Annotated in this window: 13 protein-coding genes; 9 read left to right on the top strand and 4 right to left on the bottom strand. The window is 73.3% G+C overall.

Features of this window, described 5'->3' with window-relative positions:
• Positions 1 to 32: 32 nt before the first annotated feature.
• From QSK32_RS32910 to QSK32_RS32880, 7 genes are all read left to right on the top strand, one after another.
• Positions 33 to 1,634 (top strand): protein kinase domain-containing protein, encoded by a 1,602-nt coding sequence (locus QSK32_RS32910; protein WP_045748490.1) that lies wholly within the window; start codon positions 33 to 35, stop codon positions 1,632 to 1,634.
• Positions 1,635 to 2,132, top strand: a complete 498-nt coding sequence (locus QSK32_RS32905; RefSeq protein ID WP_045748491.1) for a DUF6529 family protein — start codon at positions 1,635 to 1,637, stop codon at positions 2,130 to 2,132.
• A gap of 52 nt (positions 2,133 to 2,184) precedes the next feature.
• On the top strand, positions 2,185 to 2,841 hold the full coding sequence (locus tag QSK32_RS32900) for a nucleotidyltransferase domain-containing protein (protein WP_045748492.1): 657 nt from the start codon (positions 2,185 to 2,187) through the stop codon (positions 2,839 to 2,841).
• Between the two features lie 63 nt (positions 2,842 to 2,904).
• Complete coding sequence (locus tag QSK32_RS32895) at positions 2,905 to 3,348, top strand: hypothetical protein (RefSeq protein ID WP_045748493.1); 444 nt, start codon at positions 2,905 to 2,907, stop codon at positions 3,346 to 3,348.
• A 333-nt stretch (positions 3,349 to 3,681) separates the two neighbouring features.
• Positions 3,682 to 4,779 (top strand): LLM class flavin-dependent oxidoreductase, encoded by a 1,098-nt coding sequence (locus QSK32_RS32890; RefSeq protein ID WP_045744755.1) that lies wholly within the window; start codon positions 3,682 to 3,684, stop codon positions 4,777 to 4,779.
• Positions 4,776 to 5,390, top strand: a complete 615-nt coding sequence (locus QSK32_RS32885) for an FMN reductase (RefSeq protein WP_045744754.1) — start codon at positions 4,776 to 4,778, stop codon at positions 5,388 to 5,390. Before QSK32_RS32890 ends, QSK32_RS32885 begins: the two co-directional genes overlap by 4 nt.
• A 312-nt stretch (positions 5,391 to 5,702) precedes the next feature.
• Positions 5,703 to 6,293: a dihydrofolate reductase family protein gene (locus QSK32_RS32880; RefSeq protein WP_045744753.1), complete on the top strand. Its 591-nt coding sequence runs from the start codon at positions 5,703 to 5,705 to the stop codon at positions 6,291 to 6,293.
• Positions 6,294 to 6,296: 3 nt separating this feature from the next.
• Here the strand turns inward: QSK32_RS32880 and QSK32_RS32875 are convergent, their stop codons facing one another.
• Positions 6,297 to 10,490 carry a type VII secretion EssC family protein gene (locus tag QSK32_RS32875; RefSeq protein WP_285474046.1) on the bottom strand — a complete coding sequence of 1,398 codons (4,194 nt, stop codon included), beginning with the start codon at positions 10,488 to 10,490 and terminating at the stop codon, positions 6,297 to 6,299.
• Between the two features lie 58 nt (positions 10,491 to 10,548).
• The gene (locus tag QSK32_RS32870) at positions 10,549 to 11,577 is read right to left on the bottom strand and encodes an alpha/beta hydrolase-fold protein (RefSeq protein ID WP_285474045.1); all 1,029 of its coding nucleotides are present in this window, start codon (positions 11,575 to 11,577) and stop codon (positions 10,549 to 10,551) included.
• A gap of 26 nt (positions 11,578 to 11,603) precedes the next feature.
• Here QSK32_RS32870 and QSK32_RS32865 point away from each other — a divergent pair, with 26 nt between their 5' ends.
• Positions 11,604 to 12,734, top strand: a complete 1,131-nt coding sequence (locus QSK32_RS32865) for an acyltransferase family protein (protein WP_285474044.1) — start codon at positions 11,604 to 11,606, stop codon at positions 12,732 to 12,734.
• A gap of 66 nt (positions 12,735 to 12,800) precedes the next feature.
• Here QSK32_RS32865 and QSK32_RS32860 read toward each other — a convergent pair whose 3' ends face one another.
• The gene (locus QSK32_RS32860; RefSeq protein WP_285474043.1) at positions 12,801 to 14,021 is read right to left on the bottom strand and encodes an aminotransferase class V-fold PLP-dependent enzyme; all 1,221 of its coding nucleotides are present in this window, start codon (positions 14,019 to 14,021) and stop codon (positions 12,801 to 12,803) included.
• A gap of 63 nt (positions 14,022 to 14,084) precedes the next feature.
• Between QSK32_RS32860 and QSK32_RS32855 the strand changes: the two genes are divergently transcribed.
• Complete coding sequence (locus QSK32_RS32855) at positions 14,085 to 15,395, top strand: WD40 repeat domain-containing protein (RefSeq protein ID WP_285474042.1); 1,311 nt, start codon at positions 14,085 to 14,087, stop codon at positions 15,393 to 15,395.
• Here QSK32_RS32855 and QSK32_RS32850 read toward each other — a convergent pair.
• The gene (locus tag QSK32_RS32850; RefSeq protein ID WP_285474041.1) at positions 15,365 to 16,546 is read right to left on the bottom strand and encodes a cytochrome P450; all 1,182 of its coding nucleotides are present in this window, start codon (positions 16,544 to 16,546) and stop codon (positions 15,365 to 15,367) included. The two genes, QSK32_RS32855 and QSK32_RS32850, sit on opposite strands and share 31 nt — an antisense overlap.
• Positions 16,547 to 16,570 lie beyond the last annotated feature (24 nt).

Here is a 16,570-nt window from a genome sequence, read left to right as displayed (position 1 = left end):
ATCAATAAACGATCAAGAAAGGTCACGGGGACATGGAGCCACTCGGCCGCGAATACCTCCTGCACGAGGAGATCGGCCGCGGCGCGGTCGCGGTGGTCCACCGTGCGTCCAGCCGGCACGGCGGCCCGCCGCTGGCGGCGAAACTGCTGCGGCCGGAGTTCGCCGGTGACCGCCGGGTCCGGGAGCTCTTCCTGCGGGAGGAGGAGGCGCTGCGCGACCTGGACCATCCGGGCATCGTGGCGCTGCGTGACCTGATCGTCGAGGGCGGCACCCTGGCCCTGGTGATGGATCTCGTCGACGGGCCGAACCTGCGCCGTCACCTGGCGCAGCACGGCGGCCGGCTGGCACCGGCCGAGGTCGCCACGATCGCCGCGCAGACCGCCGCCGCGCTGGCCGCCGCGCACGCGCAGGGCGTGGTGCACCTCGACCTCAAACCGGAGAACGTGCTGGTCGTCCGGGGTTCCGCGCCGCCGCTGGTGCGGATCACCGACTTCGGGGTGGCGGTGCTGCTGCACGACGCCGACCGGGGTGCGGCCGGCGGCACCCCCGGCTACACCGCGCCGGAGATCTTCGCGGGGGCCACGCCGACCGCCGCCGCCGACGTCTGGTCGCTCGGGGTGCTGCTCGTCGAGCTGATCACCGGCAGTCCGCAGGGTGATCCGGCGGCACTGCCCGAGGCGCTCGCCCCGATGGCCCGGGACTGTCTCGCCGCCGACCCGCGGGCCCGGCCGGCGGCCCGGCAGGTGGCCGCCTACCTGCGCCGGCTCGCGGACACCTTCCAGCCGGTGGCGCCCGCGCCGGCCGCCGGCGACAACCTGTCCGACTGGGCGGGACGCCTGCTGGGCGGCGAGATGCACGAGACCCGCCTGCGGCCCGGCGTCGGCCCGGCCGCGGAGACGCCCGCGCCGCCGCCGCCCCGGGAGCCGTCACGATGGCGGCGCGGCCCACTCGTCACCCTCGGCGTGATCACGCTGGTGGCGGCGGTCCTGACCGGCATCACCGTGACCGCATCGGCGAGCGAGCGGAGGAAAGGCGAGCGGGGGAACAGTGCCAATCAACTGGTCAGTGTCCCGCCGGCGGTCGCGACGACGCCGGGGGCCGTGCCGTCGACCACCGCTCTGGCCGCCCCGGCGACCACCACCGCCACGGCGGAACGCCTGCGGGTCACGCTCGCCGGGCGGGTCGACGACGACGGCGGCACGCTCGCCCTGTCCATCCGGGACGGTGTCGCCATCGCGTACGTCTGCGACGGCAAGCGTGTCGAAGCCTGGCTGAAGGGCACCGCGAAGGCCGGCAGACTCGCGCTGAAGGGCTCCGGCGGCAGCCGGCTCACCGGCACGTTCTCCGCCCGCGAGGCCGAGGGTGACATCACCGTCGAGGACGAGACCCGCGGCTTCACCGTCGGCGTGGTCGAGAAGCCGTCCGGGTTGTACCGCACGACCGCCCAGGTCCGCGGCGCCGAGGTCGAGGGTTCCTGGATCGTGCTGCCGGACGGCAGCCAGGTCGGGGTGCTCTCCTCGGACGGCGTGCCCGGCCCCGCGCCGAGCCTCGACGTGTCCGGCCGGACCGCCGTCGTCGACGGGGTGACCGTCGGCGCGACCGGCGTCGACGCCGACAGCGGCGAGGGCTTCTAGGTGCTGCGGGTGTGGCTGCCCGCGGCGGCGGGCGTCGGCGTCGCGGTCGTCCTCGGCGTCTACGCGCGCCTGCACACCCCGGTCCCCGCGGGTTTCCTGGACGTGCGGGCGAAGGTGTGGCTGGCGTCGGCCGCCGCCGCCCTGGCCCTGCTCCAGCTGCTGTCGGCGCTGTCGCTCTACGGCCGCCTGCCCGCCTTCCGCGGCAACGCCGCCACGCACCGCTGGACCGGCCGCCTCGCCGTCCTGGTCTCCCTGCCGATGGCGGTCCACTGCCTCTACGTGCTGGGTTTCAGCACCGCCGGCCCGCGCACGCTGGCGCATTCGGTGTTCGGCTGCCTGTTCTACGGCGCGTTCGTCACCAAGATGCTGCTGCTCAGCAGTCCCCGCGCCACCCGCCCGTGGCTGCTGCCGCTGCTCGGCGGCCTGGTCCTCACCACGATCACCGGCCTGTGGTTGACCTCGGCGTTCTGGTTCCTCTTCCTGTCGGGTACGCCCTGAGCCCGGTCCCGCCGAGCCGGCATGTGACGGCGCCCTCGGAGAGAATGTCGGCATGGAACCCCTCGAGGCCGCTCGTGCCGTCGTCGGCGACCGGTTTCCCGACGCCAGGTGGGCGCTGCTCACCGGGAGTGTGCTCGGGCCGCACCGGACGGCCGGGTCGGATCTGGACATCGTGGTCATGCGCGACGACGGTCCCGGTTTCCGGGAGAGCCTGGTGTTCGAGGGCTGGCCGGTCGAGCTGTTCGTGCACACCCCGGAACGCCTCGCCGGCATCCTGGAGCGCGAACGTGCCGCCCGCAAACCGAGCACGCACCGGATGCTGGCGCACGGCGTCCCGCTGGCCGGTGATCCGGGCGAGCTGCGGGAGCGGTGCGCGCGGGTGCTCGCCGAGGGGCCGCCGCCGCTGAGCCCGGCCGAACTCGCCTGGCTGCGGTACTCCCTGACGGATGCCCTGGACGATCTGCGGCACGCCACCGACCCCGGGGAGCGGGCCGCGATCGCCGCCGACCTGTGGCCCGCGTCGGCGCGGGCCGCGCTGTCGGTGGCGGGCCGCTGGCTCGGCTCCGGCAAGTGGCTGTGGCGGGAACTGCACGACCTCGACCCCGCGCTGGCCGGACGCTGGCTCGCCGTACGGGCGGATCCGGGGCCGTTCGCCCAGGAGGTGCTGTCCCGGGCGGGCGGCCCGCTCTTCGACGGCTACCGAGCCTGATCGCCGCCGAGGCTGACCCTTTCCGGACAGGAACCGGTACGGCCCGGCGTCGTTGAGAGTGACATGTCGCGCGCTCTCGTACTCACCGCCGCCCTCGCCCTCGGCCTCGCCCTGACCGGATGTTCCAGCGCCAAGACCGACGAGGAGGCCACCGCCGCCGTCCCGGCCGCGCCCGCCTCCGCCGCGGCGGCCTCCGGGACCACCTCGCCGGAGATGCGGGCCAGCATCGAGGCCCAGCTCGGGTTCCCGCCCGCCCCGAACCCGCAGACCACCGCCGCCTACCTGGCCGACCTCAAGACGATCAGCCCGGCGATCATCAGCACCGGAACCCCGGAGTCGCTGGTCAACCGGGGACGTGACCAGTGTCGTGACATCAAGCAGCTGCCCGAGGCGCAGTGGACCACCCGGGCCGGTGAGCGTTTCGCGTCGCCGGAGCAGCCGCTTCCCGCCGCCGAGGCGGAGAAGGTCGTCCAGGTGGTCCGCAAGCGTCTCTGCCCCTCCTTCTGACGGTTCTCCACCCCGCACCCCTCGCGACGCGGCGGCCCGCCCCTTCCCCGGGCCGCCGCGCACCCCTCCCCCAGCCGGGCCCGTTTCTGCGACGGCGATGTGCCCGCGGCCGGTGACCACGCACCCGGCCCCGGATGCCGGCCCTACGGCCGTGCCCCGCGCCCACGTCGCGAGGGAGCCACGGGACTCCCCGTCACGCGTACCCCCGAAAAAGCCCGAAGCTGACCGCTCAGTGTGACCCCCGCCGCTGAACAAGTTCTTTGAATCTGAAATAGTTTCCCCGTCAAAGAAGTTGGACAGGGCACAGGCACGACGAGCACCAGGGAGCCGGTCATGCAGTTCGGGATCTTCAGCGTCAGCGACATCACCACCGACCCCACGACCGGGCACACCCCGACCGAGGCCGAGCGGATCAAGGACATCGTCACGATCGCGAAGCACGCGGAGGAGGTCGGCCTCGACGTGTTCGCGCTCGGTGAGCACCACAACGAGCCGTTCTTCTCGTCGTCGCCCACCACCACCCTCGCCTACATCGCCGCGCAGACGACGACGTTGCAGCTCAGCACCGCCACCACGCTGATCACCACCAACGACCCGGTGAAGATCGCGGAGGACTTCGCGATGCTGCAGCACCTCGCCGACGGGCGCGTCGACCTGACGCTGGGCCGCGGCAACACCGGGCCGGTCTACCCCTGGTTCGGCAAGGACATCCGGGCGGGCATCCCGCTCGCCATCGAGAACTACTCGCTGCTGCACAAGCTGTGGCGCGAGCACGTCGTCGACTGGCAGGGCAAGTTCCGCACGCCGCTGCAGAGCTTCACCTCGACGCCGCGGCCGCTCGACGAGGTCCCGCCGTTCGTCTGGCACGGGTCGATCCGCAGCCCGGAGATCGCCGAGCAGGCCGCCTACTACGGTGACGGCTTCTTCGCGAACCACATCTTCTGGCCCGCGTCGCACACCGAGCGGATGGTCCAGCTGTACCGGCAGCGCTTCGAGCACTACGGCCACGGCAAGGCGGACCAGGCGATCGTCGGCCTCGGCGGTCAGGTGTTCATGAACAAGAACAGCCAGGACGCGGTCAAGGCGTTCCGGCCGTACTTCGACAACGCCCCGGTCTACGGCCACGGCCCGTCGCTGGAGGACTTCTCCCGCGAGACGCCGCTGACCGTCGGCAGCCCGCAGCAGGTCATCGACCGGACGCTGGGCTTCCGCGAGTACGTCGGCGACTACCAGCGTCAGCTGTGGCTGCTGGACCACGCCGGCCTGCCGCTGAAGACGGTGCTGGAGCAGCTCGACATCCTCGGCGCCGACGTGGTGCCGGTGCTGCGCAAGGAGTTCGCCGCCCTGAAGCCGGCGCACGTGCCGGACGCGCCCACCCACGCGTCCCTGGTGGCAGCCGCTCGTGCGAAGAAGGAAGAGGTCACGGCATGAAGCAGCGCAATCTGGTCGTCGTCAGCGCCGGCCTGAGCCAGCCGTCGTCCACCCGCCTGCTCGCGGACCAGCTGTCCGCGGCGGCGGTGGCCGCGGCCGCCCGGCTCGGCGTCACCCTCGACGTGCGGACCGTGGAACTGCGCGACCTGGCCCACGAGATCACCGACCACATGCTGACCGGTTTCCCGCCGGCAGCGTTGAAGGACGCGCAGGACGCGGTCACCGCCGCCGACGCGCTGATCGTGGTGACGCCGGTTTTCTCGGCGAGTTACAGCGGACTGTTCAAGTCGTTCGTGGACGTCCTCGACAAGGATTCCCTGGTCGACAAGCCGGTCCTGCTGGCGGCGACGGCCGGCACGGCCCGTCACTCGCTGGTCCTCGAGCACGCGCTGCGGCCGCTGTTCGCCTACCTGCGGGCGTCGGTGCTGCCCACGGCGGTCTTCGCGGCGAGCGACGACTGGGGTTCCGACTCGGTGGAGGGCCCGCTGCGGGCCCGCATCGACCGGGCCGCGACGGAGCTGGCCCGCGAGACGGAGCGCCGGGAGCCGGTCACGGTGGTGGACCCGTTCGCCCTGACGACCGACTTCGAAAACCTTCTCAAGAACCTTTAGGGGTACGCGCAGAGCCCCGTCCCCACGCCCCCGGCGGTCCGGTCCTCCACCCGGGCCGCCGGCTCGCGTTGTCGGCCGGCGTATGCGTTGCCGGCCGGCGCGTGCGTTGCCGGCCGGCGTGTGCGTTGTCGGCCGGCGCGTGCGTTCGGCATGTGCCCGGTTTTTGCCCACACCCGTGGCGGTTGTGGGCACACCCACCACGGGCGTGGGGAAGAACCTCTGTGTATGCCCTGGGCTCAGACGGCGGCCCGCTCCCGTGCAGGGACGACCCACTAGCTTGGGAGGCACACCCCCGGAACAGAGGAGAGCCCTGTGGGCAAGGTGGTCATGTACAGCTCGGTGTCGGTGGACGGCTTCATCGCCGACGACAACGATCAGCCCGGACCGCTGTTCGACTGGCTGACCGGCGGTGACGTCGCGCTGGAGGAGAGCGGCGTGCTGACCGTGTCGCAGACGTCCTACGACTACACCCGGCCGTACTGGGACCGGATCGGGGTGACCATCGTCGGCCGGCACGTCTTCGACATGACCGACGGCTGGAGCGGGCAACCGCCGGGCGGGGTCGACCACGTGATCGTCGTGTCGCACCGGCCGGCACCCGACGGCTGGGACGCGGAGGCGCCGTTCCATTTCGTCGACGGTGTCGAGGCGGCGGTGACCCGGGCGCAGGAGCTCGCGGGTGACCGGATCGTCGAGGTCGCGGCCGGTGACGTCGGCGGTCAGGTGCTCGCCGCGGGCCTGGTCGACGAGGTGCGCATGGATGTCGTCCCGGTCGTGTTCGGGTCCGGCAAGCGCTACTTCGGGCGGGTCCGCGCGCAGCACCTGCTGGAGGGCCCGGACGTGGCGATCCAGGGCAGCCGGGTGCTGCACGTGCGTTACCAGGTGCGCCGCCCGCAACGATGAGCCTCAGGGCGTGGCGGCCTGCACGATCTCCCAGTCGCCGTTGTGGATCAGGTAGCCGCGGCCGGCGTCCAGGCGTACCGGCGACCGCCTCGGCAGCGTGACGCCCAGCAGGTCGCCGTCGAGGTCGATGTTCGGGCGCAGCAGCAGGCCGACCTTCGAGCGCCGGACCGTGCCCGTCCAGTGGCTGTACAGGGTCCGGACCGTGTCCGCCCGGGCCGCGATCACCACGTGCAGGTCCGGCCGGTGCGCCGCCAGCAGGCCGGCGATCGCCCCGTCCGCGTCGTCCAGGGCCTCCGCGTCGTCGATCAGCACCGCCACCGGGCCCTCGACGGTACGGACCGTGGCCAGCAGGGCCGCCGCCTCCCCGCCGGCGGCCGCGAACCGGTGCAGCGCCGGATGGTCCCGCAGCGGGGAGCGCCGCCCACCGATCCCGGCCACGTGCACGCCCGCCGCGCGCAGCACCCCGGCGATGGTCAGCAACGTGGTGCTCTTGCCGCACCGGGCCGGGCCGGCGATCAGCGCGTGGTCCCCCTCGTAGAGGACGAGCTGCCCGGCCGTCAGGTCGGACTCGCGGATGCCCAGCGGGATCCGCCACGGCTCGCCGGTCACGTCCGCGGGTGGCAGCGCCGATGCGTCGACCGTGGTCGGCAGCACCCCGATCCGGGCCGCGGGCCGGGGACCGTCCGGGTATTTCGCCGCCACCGCCGCGGCCATCGCCGCACCGGTCGGGGCCGGTCGCCCGACCTGGGCCTGCAGTCCCTGCGGCAGCGCGACCATCCGGCCGGGGGTGCGGGCGGGCACGTCCTTGCGGGTCAGTCCGGCCTGCACGTAGTCGTACGGGTCCGGCAGCCGGAACAGCCACCGCTGGGTGGTGACCGACGTCCAGGCCTGCGGGATGGTGCTGAACCGGTCGGCGGTGACCGCGAACGATATCCCCGCCGCGGTCCCGTCCGCGTACAGCCGGGTGAGCACGTCCATGATCGCCAGGCCTTCGACGTCGTCGAACTCGGCGCGCATCGCGGCCAGGTTGTCGATCAGCACGACGATCGGGCGCCGCGACGAACCGGATCGCCGCAGGTCCAGCTCGGCGCGCAGGTGCCGGATCAGGCGGACCTGGCGTTCCCGGTCGTCGGCGGCGATCACCGTGCCGACGTGCGGGAGTGCCTCGAGGACGGCCAGATCACCGGTCCCGTAGTCGACGGCGTACACCTCCAGCTGCTCCGGCGGGCGGGCCACGGCCAGCGCGAGTCCGAGGGAGATCAGGGTCGTGGTGGTGCCGCTCCCGGTGATCCCGAACAGCAGGAGGTTGCCCTCGACCGGGTCCCAGCCGACCGGGTACTGCTGCTGCCGGTCCGGGTCGTCCGCCAGCGCCACCACGGCCCGCGAATCATGCGGCGGCAGACCGGCCAGGTCGACGTCGTCGCCGAGCGGTTCCGGCCACGGCCGTCGTGGCGCCGGCAGGTCCGCCGCGGCTGCCACGATCGCGTCGACCAGCCGCGCCAGGTCGGTCCGGCCCTCCTCCGGCCGGCCCGGTGAACCGGGTTCGCGGGAAGGATCCGGGTCGAAGGTGAACGGCACCACCCGCACCGGGGCGTCGTCGCCACCACCGGACGCGGTGGTGACCAGCGCGGTCTGGATCGGCACCACCTCACCCGGGCCGAGCCGCACGTAGGCCCGCCCGGGCAGCAGCCGGCTCAGCTCCGCCGCCTCCCGCACGCCGATCACGTCCACCGAGTCCGCCGCGTCCTGCACCCGCAACGCCACCCGCAGGTTCGTGTTCGTCCGGATGTTGTCGTTGACCGCCCCGGACGGTCGTTGCGTGGCCAGGATCAGGTGCACCCCGAGGGTCCGTCCCCGCTGGGCGATACCGACCAGCGCCGCCAGGAAGTCCGGCAGTTCCTTGGCCATCGTCGCGAACTCGTCGATCACCACGACCAGCCGCGGCATCGGGTCGGCCACGGCCGCGCCGCTGCGGACGTACTCGATGAGGTTGTCGGCCCGCACCTCCCGCAGCCTGCGCTCCCGGTGCCGCAGCTCCGCCTCGAGCGCGCGCAGCGCCCGCTCGCCCAGCTGCTCGTCGAGGTCGGTGACCATGCCGACGGTGTGCGGCAGTCGGGAACACTCGTCGAAGGCCGCGCCGCCCTTGTAGTCCATCAGCACGAACGTCAGCCGGGTCGGGTCGGCGCCCGCCGCGAGAGCGGCGACCAGGCTGCGGAGCAGTTCACTCTTGCCGGAGCCGGTGGTGCCGCCGATCAGGCCGTGCGGACCGTCGCGGATCAGGTCGAGGACGAACACCCCCCGGTCGGTCATGCCGAGCGGGGCGGTGAGGCCGACCGGGTCGGCCCGGTTCCAGCGGTCACGGACCGCGGGCGCGTCGACCTGGGCGAGGCCCAGCATCGGCAGCAGGCGCACCCCGTCGGGCAGGCCCGCTCCGGTGCGCCGCAGTTCCGGGTCGTCGAACCGGGCCAGGTGCCGGGCGCAGGTCCGGGCGTCGGCCACCGGGATCCCGGCGAGCAGCACCTCCTCGACGGCGACCCCGTCGGCGGGGCGGCGCACCACGGCGTCGCCGTCCGGCCCGACGATCTCGACGACGGTGTCGCAGGCCGCCGGGAGACGGTCGGCGGTGGCGGCCAGGACGATCCCGGCGACCGGCGCCGGCGGCTCGGACCGGCCGAACGGGGTGGGCGCGGCGATCCGGGCGGCGTTGAGCAGGTCCCGGCCGGGCGAGGCGACACCGTCGGTGAGAACCTCCGAATCGATCACCACCAGGGCGGTTCCGGCGGCCGCCCCGGCGGCGAGCTGCCGCAGCAGGGCGTCGCTGCGGTCGCGCCGGTGGGCGAGCCAGCGCCCGCTGTCGTCGGGCAGCCGGGTGTGCGGCAGCCATTTGCACCAGTCCCAGGCGGGTTCCCGGCCGTCGTCGGCGAAGACCGCGACGGTCAGGTCGGCCGGCCCGTGGTGCACGGCGGCCTGGCAGATCAGGCTGCGGGCGACGGCGAGGGCGGCGGCGCGGTCGCCGACGATGCCGGTCACACCGCCGTGCGCCAGGGTGATCTCGACCGGCGCCGCGGCCAGCCGGATCGCCGCGACCCGGTCGGCGGCGTCGTCCGGGAGCCGTCCGCCGCTGTCGGCCCGGGCCGGTGGTGGCCACGGCCGGTCGGCGATCCCGGCGTACAGGCGCAGGAAGTCGTCGTGGTGGGTGCGCCGCTCCCACAGCCGGGTGCTGGGCAGCCCGGCCCGGCGCAGCGCCTCGGCCGGGTCCGGCAGCACGTGCCGCAGCCGGTCGCGTTCGGTGCGGGCGGCGGCCGCCAGCGTCTCGCCGAAGGCGTCCAGGGCGGTGTCGTAGCGTTCCCGGTCGGCGGCGGTCTCCTTGCGGACCCGGCGCCGCGACTCCAGGTGCGTGCCGATCCCGATCACCGGCGAGAGCAGCGCGAACAACCCGAAACGCAGGTCCCGGGTGACCGCCACCATGATCACGGCGAGGACGATCGGGCCGAGCGTGGACGCCAGACTGAAGTGCGGCTTCTGCGGCTCGCGCGGCACGGCGGGCGCGGTCGCCTCCTCGGGTACGGGCGGGGGCGCGGCGCGCGGCGGCCGGTTGAACGCGATCGTCCCGCCACGGCCCAGGTGCCGGCGCAGGTCCAGGCCGGCCGGGCGGTCCGGGTCGCCGGCCCGCCGCACGGCCAGGGCGACCGCGCCGACCCCCAGCACGTCGTCCGGGTCCAGGCCGGCGGTCCCGGACACCCGCACCCCGTTCTTGAGTACGCCGTTCGCCGCGCCCAGATCCGTGACCGTCACACCGTCGGCGCCGACGTCGAGCCGGCAGTGTTCCCGGGAGACGGTGTCGTGTTCCAGCCGCAGACCGGCCGACGGGGCACGGCCGACCACCCACCGTCCGGGGAGCAGCGGCCACGCCCGGCCGGCTTCGAGTCCCGCCACGGTGACCGCCTGGTACGCCGCCCGGGTCGGCGGTCCCGCCCCGGCCGGCGGTCCCGGGGCGAGGACGGCGCCCTCGTGGAGTCCGGAGTCACCGATCGGGACGGACGTGTCGACCGGGCGCCCGTCCACCGCGGCCACCGGCGGGACGGGTGCTCCGAGCGTACGAAAAAGGTCGGCGAGAGTGGCATCGCGGCTGCGCGGGCGCACCTCGATCTCGAAACCGGCCGTGGCCGGTCCCGCCGGTGTCCAGACGATGTGCACGACCACCCCGCTCGATCCGACGAGTCGCCCCGGACCAGGCTAGCCGCATCCACACCCGTCAGTCTCGCCGCAGACGCTCCGCAAGCCAGGCGACCGCCAGCGGATAGCGATAGTCGATCGCCCCGTGACCGGCCGGGAACAGCTCGAAGTGGATCCGGTCGGCGGGCACGCCGATGCGCCGCAGGCCGTCGTGGAACGCCTCGGCGCCCAGGTCGAGGAACCATTCGTCGCGGGTGCCGGCGTCGATCCACACCGCGGACAGTCCGCGCAGCGCGTCCGCGTACCGGTCGATCATCCGCACCGGGTCCCAGGCCAGCCACCGCTCCCACAGTTCCGGGATGAGCTGCCCGGTGCGCGGGTCGAACGGCAGGCGCGGCGTGCCGTCCGGGTCGGCGGAGAACGCGGCCGAGCAGCCGAGCACCATGACCAGGCTCATGTCCTCCTCCTTGGTCAGCGCCACCCGGCTGTTGAAGTCCGCCCACCAGACCTGGATGTCGTGGCCGTACTCGCGCAGCGCCCGGGTGGCCTTGGCGAACTCGTTCAGGTACGCGTACTCGTAGAGGTTGTCGCCGGCGTGCGTGGCGAGCATGCCGAACAGGTCGGGCCGCAACATCGGCGTGATCATCGCCCCGAACCCGCCGGACGACTTGCCGGAGATCGCCCGCGCGGCCGGATCGGCGATGGTCCGGTACCGCGCGTCGACCCACGGCACGACCTCGTCGCAGAGGTACGTGTGGTACTTCCCGGTGCCGGGCGAGTCGACGAACTGGGAGCCGCCGTACGCGGTCCACGCGTCGACGTAGACGATGACGCACCCCGGCGCCCGGCCCTCGGCGAACACCCGGTCGGCGGTCTCGACGAACGGCTGGCGGAACGGGGTCCGGTTGCCCCACATGGTCACCGCGCCGGAGTACCCCTGGATCACGTAGATCACCGGGTACCGTGCGTCGCCGCCGTCGTAGCCGGGCGGCGTGTACACCCAGATCGGCCGGACGTGCGGGTCTCCGAGGGGGTTGTCCCGCAGCACCACCGAGTCGATCGTCTCGTGATGCAGGACACCGCTGAGCTCACTGCTCCATATCGACATGATCTGGAGTCAACTATCTTTTGCCGATGTCCGCAGCACCCGAGCACGGTCGCATGGCGTGGCTCGACGCCCTGCGCGCCGTCGCCGTGCTGCTCGTCGTCTATGCCCATCTGACGCGGTACGTCTTCACCGACGTGCGCGCCGTCACCGGTGAGTGGCTGCACGCCGGCCCGGCCGGGGTGATGCTGTTCTTCCTGGTCAGCGGCTACATCATTCCGGCGTCGCTGGAGCGGCACGGCGACGTGCGGCGGTTCTGGACGGGCCGGGCCCGGCGGCTGCTCCCGCTCTATCTCGCGGTCGTCGTGGTGCTGCTGCCGGTCGCCTGGCCCGCGGATCCGCTGCGCACCCTGACCGGGCACGCCACGATGCTGCCGTTCCTGCTGGACGTGCCGCTGATCACGCCGGTGCTGTGGACGCTGAGCTACGAGATGGCGTTCTACCTGCTGGTGAGCGGCCTGTTCACGGTCGGGCTGCGGCGCGTGGAGGCGGCGGTCGCGGTGCTCCTGGCCGGGCTGGCCGTGGCGACCGCCCCGCTGACCTCGTCGCTCGTGCCGCTGCCGGTGGCGGTGCTGGTGCTGACGGCCGGTTTCGCCGCGGTGTACCTGCGCCGGATCCGGCTGGGCGGCATCGTGCTGGGCCTGCTGGCGGTGGCGTTGCTGCTGCTCAACCAGGATCCGGCGCACGCCTGGGACGGCCTGCTGATCGTCGCGGTGATGTTCACCGGCACCACGCTCTACCGGGCCGAGCGGGGGCAGATCCGGTGGCGGCAGGCCGGCCTGACCGCCGCCGTCGTCGCGGCGGCCCTGCTGTGGAACTGGCTGGCCGAGCTGCGGGCGCTCGACGGGTTCACCCCCGGTTACATCGCCCGGTCGATGATCACGCTGCTGGTGGTGGCCGGCACGTTCGCCGTCGCCTTCCGGTGGCGGCACCGCCGGGTGCCCGCGTGGCTGGCCCGGACCGGGGTCCTGAGCTACTCGATCTACCTGGTGCACTACGCCGCGATCCAGCTGCTCCAGCCGTGGCTCACCGCCGACCTGCCGGACGTGGTGGTGGCCGCCGGCTATGTGGCCATGGTGCTGGGGGTGTCCGCCCTGACCTACCGGTGGATCGAACTACCGGCCCAGCGCCGTGCCGCGCCGGCCCCGGCCGTCCGCTGATAATGCGATACGGACGTCGGGGCCCGTGGCGGGTGTGGCAACACCCGCAGTGGGTGTGGAACCGATTCAGGAACAGCTCCCGAGAGGCACCAGGGCGGCCACCGCGTCGGCGACCCGGTCCACCTCGTCCTCGGTGTTGTAGTAGTGCGGGGACAGCCGCAGGCACCAGTCGACGCCCTTGTCGCCGAAGTCGAGGATCGCGAACTCGCGCAGGCTGAGCGCCGAGTTGATGCCCTGCCGGTCCATCGCCGCCTTGAACGGTTCCGCGTCCCAGCCGTCGACGGCGAAGGTGACCAGGGCGGCCAGGTCAGCGCCACGGTCCAGGAGGCGGACGCCGCCGATCGCGGCGAGCCGGTCCCGGAGCCGGGCGCCCAGGGCCGCGGTGCGGGCGGCGACGGCCTCGATCCCGACCGTCCGGGCGTAGCGGATCGCCTCCGCGCAGCCGAGCAGGGTGGCGTACGGGAACTCCCAGTACTCGAACCGGGCGGCGGTGGCGACCTGCTCGTAACGGTCCTCGGTCACCCAGTCCGCGCCGTTCGTGTCGACGAACAGCGGCTCGTACCCGGCGTCCAGAACCCGCTGGGAGACGTAGAGCAGTCCGGTGCCCCGGGGCCCGCGCAGCCACTTGCGGCAGGTGGCGGCGAGCAGGTCCGCGCCGATCGCGGTGACGTCGAGCGGCAGCTGGCCGATCGACTGGCAGGCGTCGACCAGGTAGAGCAGGTCCTGGTCACGGCAGTGCCGGCCGATCGCGGCGACCGGCTGGACCAGACCCGAGTTGGTGGGCACGTGCGTGACGGCGACCAGGCGAGGTCGCAGCGTACGCATCAGGGTGGCCATCGCGTCGACGTCGACGCCGCCCTCGGGCAGGTTCGGCGCGCGGACCACCCGGACGCCGAAGCGCCGGCGCAGCGACAGGAAGGCGATCTGGTTGCTGACGAAGTCGTCCCGGGTGGTGAGGATGACGTCACCGGACCGGAAGTCGATCGCCGACAACGCCGTCGCGTACGCGTGGGTGCTGCTGTTGGCGAACGCGATCTCCTCGGGCCGCGCGCCGAGCAGCCCGGCGGCCTCGGTGTAGAACCCGCGGATCCGCCCGGCCCGGGCGGCGGCCGCCTCGTAGCCGCCGGTCTGCGCCTCGAGCGTCAGGTGGCCGGTCATCGCGGCGAGCACCGAGGCGGTCATCAGGCCCGCTCCGGCGTTGTTGAAGTGGATGACCTGTTCACAACCGGGGGTGTCGGCCCGCAGAGCCGCGACGTCGAGCGGCGGCAGCTCCCTCTTGGAATCCATATCCGACGATATTAAAGGACCGGCATCTGGCGGTGTTTGCACTGGTAGGGCAGGATGCCCGCCATGCAGAAGAAGATCTTGGCGGGGCTGGCGGCGGTGGCGCTGTCGGTGGGTGCCGGCACGCTGGGCCTGACCCGCCCGTGGGCCGCCGCCCCCGGCGACCGGGTTCCCGGCGGTCTCGAACTGCCCTGGATGTGGCAGGCGACCGTCGACATGGGCGCCCCCGGGCCCGCGTCGGTGCTCGCCGGCGGGGACACCCTCGGATTCCAGGGCGGAGACTTCTACGACGCCGAAGGCAAGATCGCGGTGGTGGGCCGCGACGGCGACTACCGGATGCTGCTCCAGGGCGGCTGGAACGACGTGGCCGCCGGTGAGGATGTGCTGCTCTCCCCGGACGGCACCCGGGTCGCCCGGCCCGCGGTCGACGTCAGCGGCCTCGAGGTCGTCGACCTGACCAGCGGGAAGGCACCGGTCTACACCGGCGGGAACGCCGACAGCCTGATCGGGCCGGTGGCCTGGTCCCCGGAGGGCCGGTCCCTGCTCGTCGCGCTCTACGCCGGCGGCGCCCCGGAAGGGAACCGGTTCGCCCTGCTCGACCTGGACACCGACACGCTGCAGCCACTCGGCGAGGTGACCAGCACGGTCGGGATGCAGGCCGCGGCGCGCGGCGCGATCAGCCCGGACGGCACCCGGATCGTCCTCACCGACGGTGCCACGTTGCGGGCGGTGGACCGTACCGGAGCAACCGCCTGGACCACCACCCTCAGTGACCGGCAGCGGCTGGCCGGAGTCGGCGCCTTCAGCCCGGACGGCGCCCGCATCGCCGTCGCCGAACTGGACGGCTGCCTCGACGCCTGCGACGAGGACGCGCTGGCCGCCCGCCGATGGACGATCAGCTACCGGGACGCCACGACCGGCGCCGCGACCACCGGGCCGGTGCTGCCGGCGGTCACCGGCAGCGGCATCCGGGCGCTGGGCTGGAGTCAGGGCCGTGACCTGGTCGTCCTGCGCTACGAGCCGGAGGACGACGCGTTCCGCCCGGCCCGCGGTGACGCCTCGACGACCGGCTGGGACGACACCGGCTGGTACGAGACCGGCCACCTCACCCTGCTCGCCCTCGGCCCGGACGGCACCACCCGGACCCTGCTCGACCCGCCGGACGGCGTCCTCACCCTGGACGTGGCCCGCGACCTGCTCGAAGCCGGCAGTTTCGGCGGGCCGACACCGACCGCCGACCCGTTCCCGGCGCGCGGCATCATCTGGCTGGCGATCGCCCCGGTCCTGCTGGTCGCGTCGCCGCTGCTCTTCGGCCTGGCCCTGCACCTGCGTCGCCGCCGCCGGACCTACCCGGTCGCGACCGGCAGGGTGGCGTAGCCGCGCAGCGTCAACCGGTCGCGCCGCTCCGGAACACCGTCCAGGTGCAGCCCCGGCCGGATCGCCAGCAGCAGCGGGAACGCCACCTGCGCCTCCAGCCGGGCCAGCGGCGCACCCAGGCAGTAGTGCGCTCCCCCGCCGAACGACACCGGCTGGATGTTCGGCCGGTCCGGGTCGAAGCGATGCGGCTCCGGGTAGCGTTCCGGATCCCGGTTGGCCGCGCCGAGCATCATGTTCATCCAGGATCCCTCGTCCAGCCGGTGACCGTCGCCGAGGTCCAGGTCGGTGCTGGTGTACCGGCTGGTCAACTGGACCGGCGAGTCGTACCTCAGCATCTCCTCGACGAACGCCGGGGCGAGATCCGGGTCGTCGCGCAGCCGCGCCGCCTGCGCCGGATGGTCGAACAGGGTCGTCAGGCCGGTACCGAGCAGGTTGGTGGTGGTCTCGAACCCGGCGACCAGCAGCAGCACCAGATTGGCCAGCAACTCCTCACCGGTCAGCGAGCCGGCCTCGACGAGCGCGCCGGTCAGATCGTCCTGCGGCGCCCGCTTCCGGTCCGCGATCAGCCCGGTGAAGTAGTCCTCCAACTCCCGCCCGGCCACGTCGGCGGCCCGCATCTCCTCCTCGGAGCTGATCGGCTCCAGCACCACGGTCAGGTCCGAGGTCCGCTGCCGGAACCAGGCCCGATCCTGCTCCGGGATGCCGAGCAGCGCACAGATCACCCCGATCGGCAGCGGGAAGGCGACCGCGCTCATGAAATCGGCCCGCGCAGGCATCGCCTCGATCAGCTCCCGGGCCTGCCCGGCGATCACGTCCCGCAGCCCGGCCACCCGGCGGGCGGTGAACGTCGCCGCGGCCGCCCGCCGCAGCCGCGAGTGGTCCGGCGGGTTGGTCTGCAACATGGACAGCACGATCGAGGCCACCCCACGGTTCTCCCGCCAGTCCGGCCACGACCGGTCGTAGTCGGCCGCGTCCGCCACCCGCAGGCCCGGCTCCCGCAGCAGCCGGTTGACCAGGGCGTGCGAGGTGACGAACCAGGTGTTCCCGGCCTGCACGATCGGGCCCCGTTCGCGGATCACGTCGTAGGCGGGATAGGGGTCGAGGCGGCCCTCCGGCTGGAACAGCGACGCCAGCGCACTGTCGAAATCCATACCCCATTCTGCGGGTACGGGGTC

It is taken from the genome of Actinoplanes sp. NBRC 101535 (assembly GCF_030269225.1).
In the GTDB taxonomy this organism is placed as follows: Bacteria; Actinomycetota; Actinomycetes; order Mycobacteriales; family Micromonosporaceae; genus Actinoplanes; species Actinoplanes rectilineatus.
The sequence above is the reverse complement of the archived record's forward strand: the minus strand, read 5'-3'. Positions and strand labels throughout refer to the sequence as shown.

Bases quoted from the DNA above. Each gene is read 5' to 3' on its own strand.
- QSK32_RS32910 (WP_045748490.1), top strand. From the start codon at position 33: ATGGAGCCACTCGGCCGCGAATACCTCCTGCACGAGGAGATCGGCCGC.
- QSK32_RS32900 (WP_045748492.1), top strand. From the start codon at position 2,185: ATGGAACCCCTCGAGGCCGCTCGTGCCGTCGTCGGCGACCGGTTTCCC.
- QSK32_RS32895 (WP_045748493.1), top strand. From the start codon at position 2,905: ATGTCGCGCGCTCTCGTACTCACCGCCGCCCTCGCCCTCGGCCTCGCC.
- QSK32_RS32890 (WP_045744755.1), top strand. From the start codon at position 3,682: ATGCAGTTCGGGATCTTCAGCGTCAGCGACATCACCACCGACCCCACG.
- QSK32_RS32885 (WP_045744754.1), top strand. From the start codon at position 4,776: ATGAAGCAGCGCAATCTGGTCGTCGTCAGCGCCGGCCTGAGCCAGCCG.
- QSK32_RS32870 (WP_285474045.1), bottom strand. From the start codon at position 11,577: ATGTCGATATGGAGCAGTGAGCTCAGCGGTGTCCTGCATCACGAGACG.
- QSK32_RS32865 (WP_285474044.1), top strand. From the start codon at position 11,604: ATGTCCGCAGCACCCGAGCACGGTCGCATGGCGTGGCTCGACGCCCTG.
- QSK32_RS32860 (WP_285474043.1), bottom strand. From the start codon at position 14,021: ATGGATTCCAAGAGGGAGCTGCCGCCGCTCGACGTCGCGGCTCTGCGG.
- QSK32_RS32855 (WP_285474042.1), top strand. From the start codon at position 14,085: ATGCAGAAGAAGATCTTGGCGGGGCTGGCGGCGGTGGCGCTGTCGGTG.
- QSK32_RS32850 (WP_285474041.1), bottom strand. From the start codon at position 16,546: ATGGATTTCGACAGTGCGCTGGCGTCGCTGTTCCAGCCGGAGGGCCGC.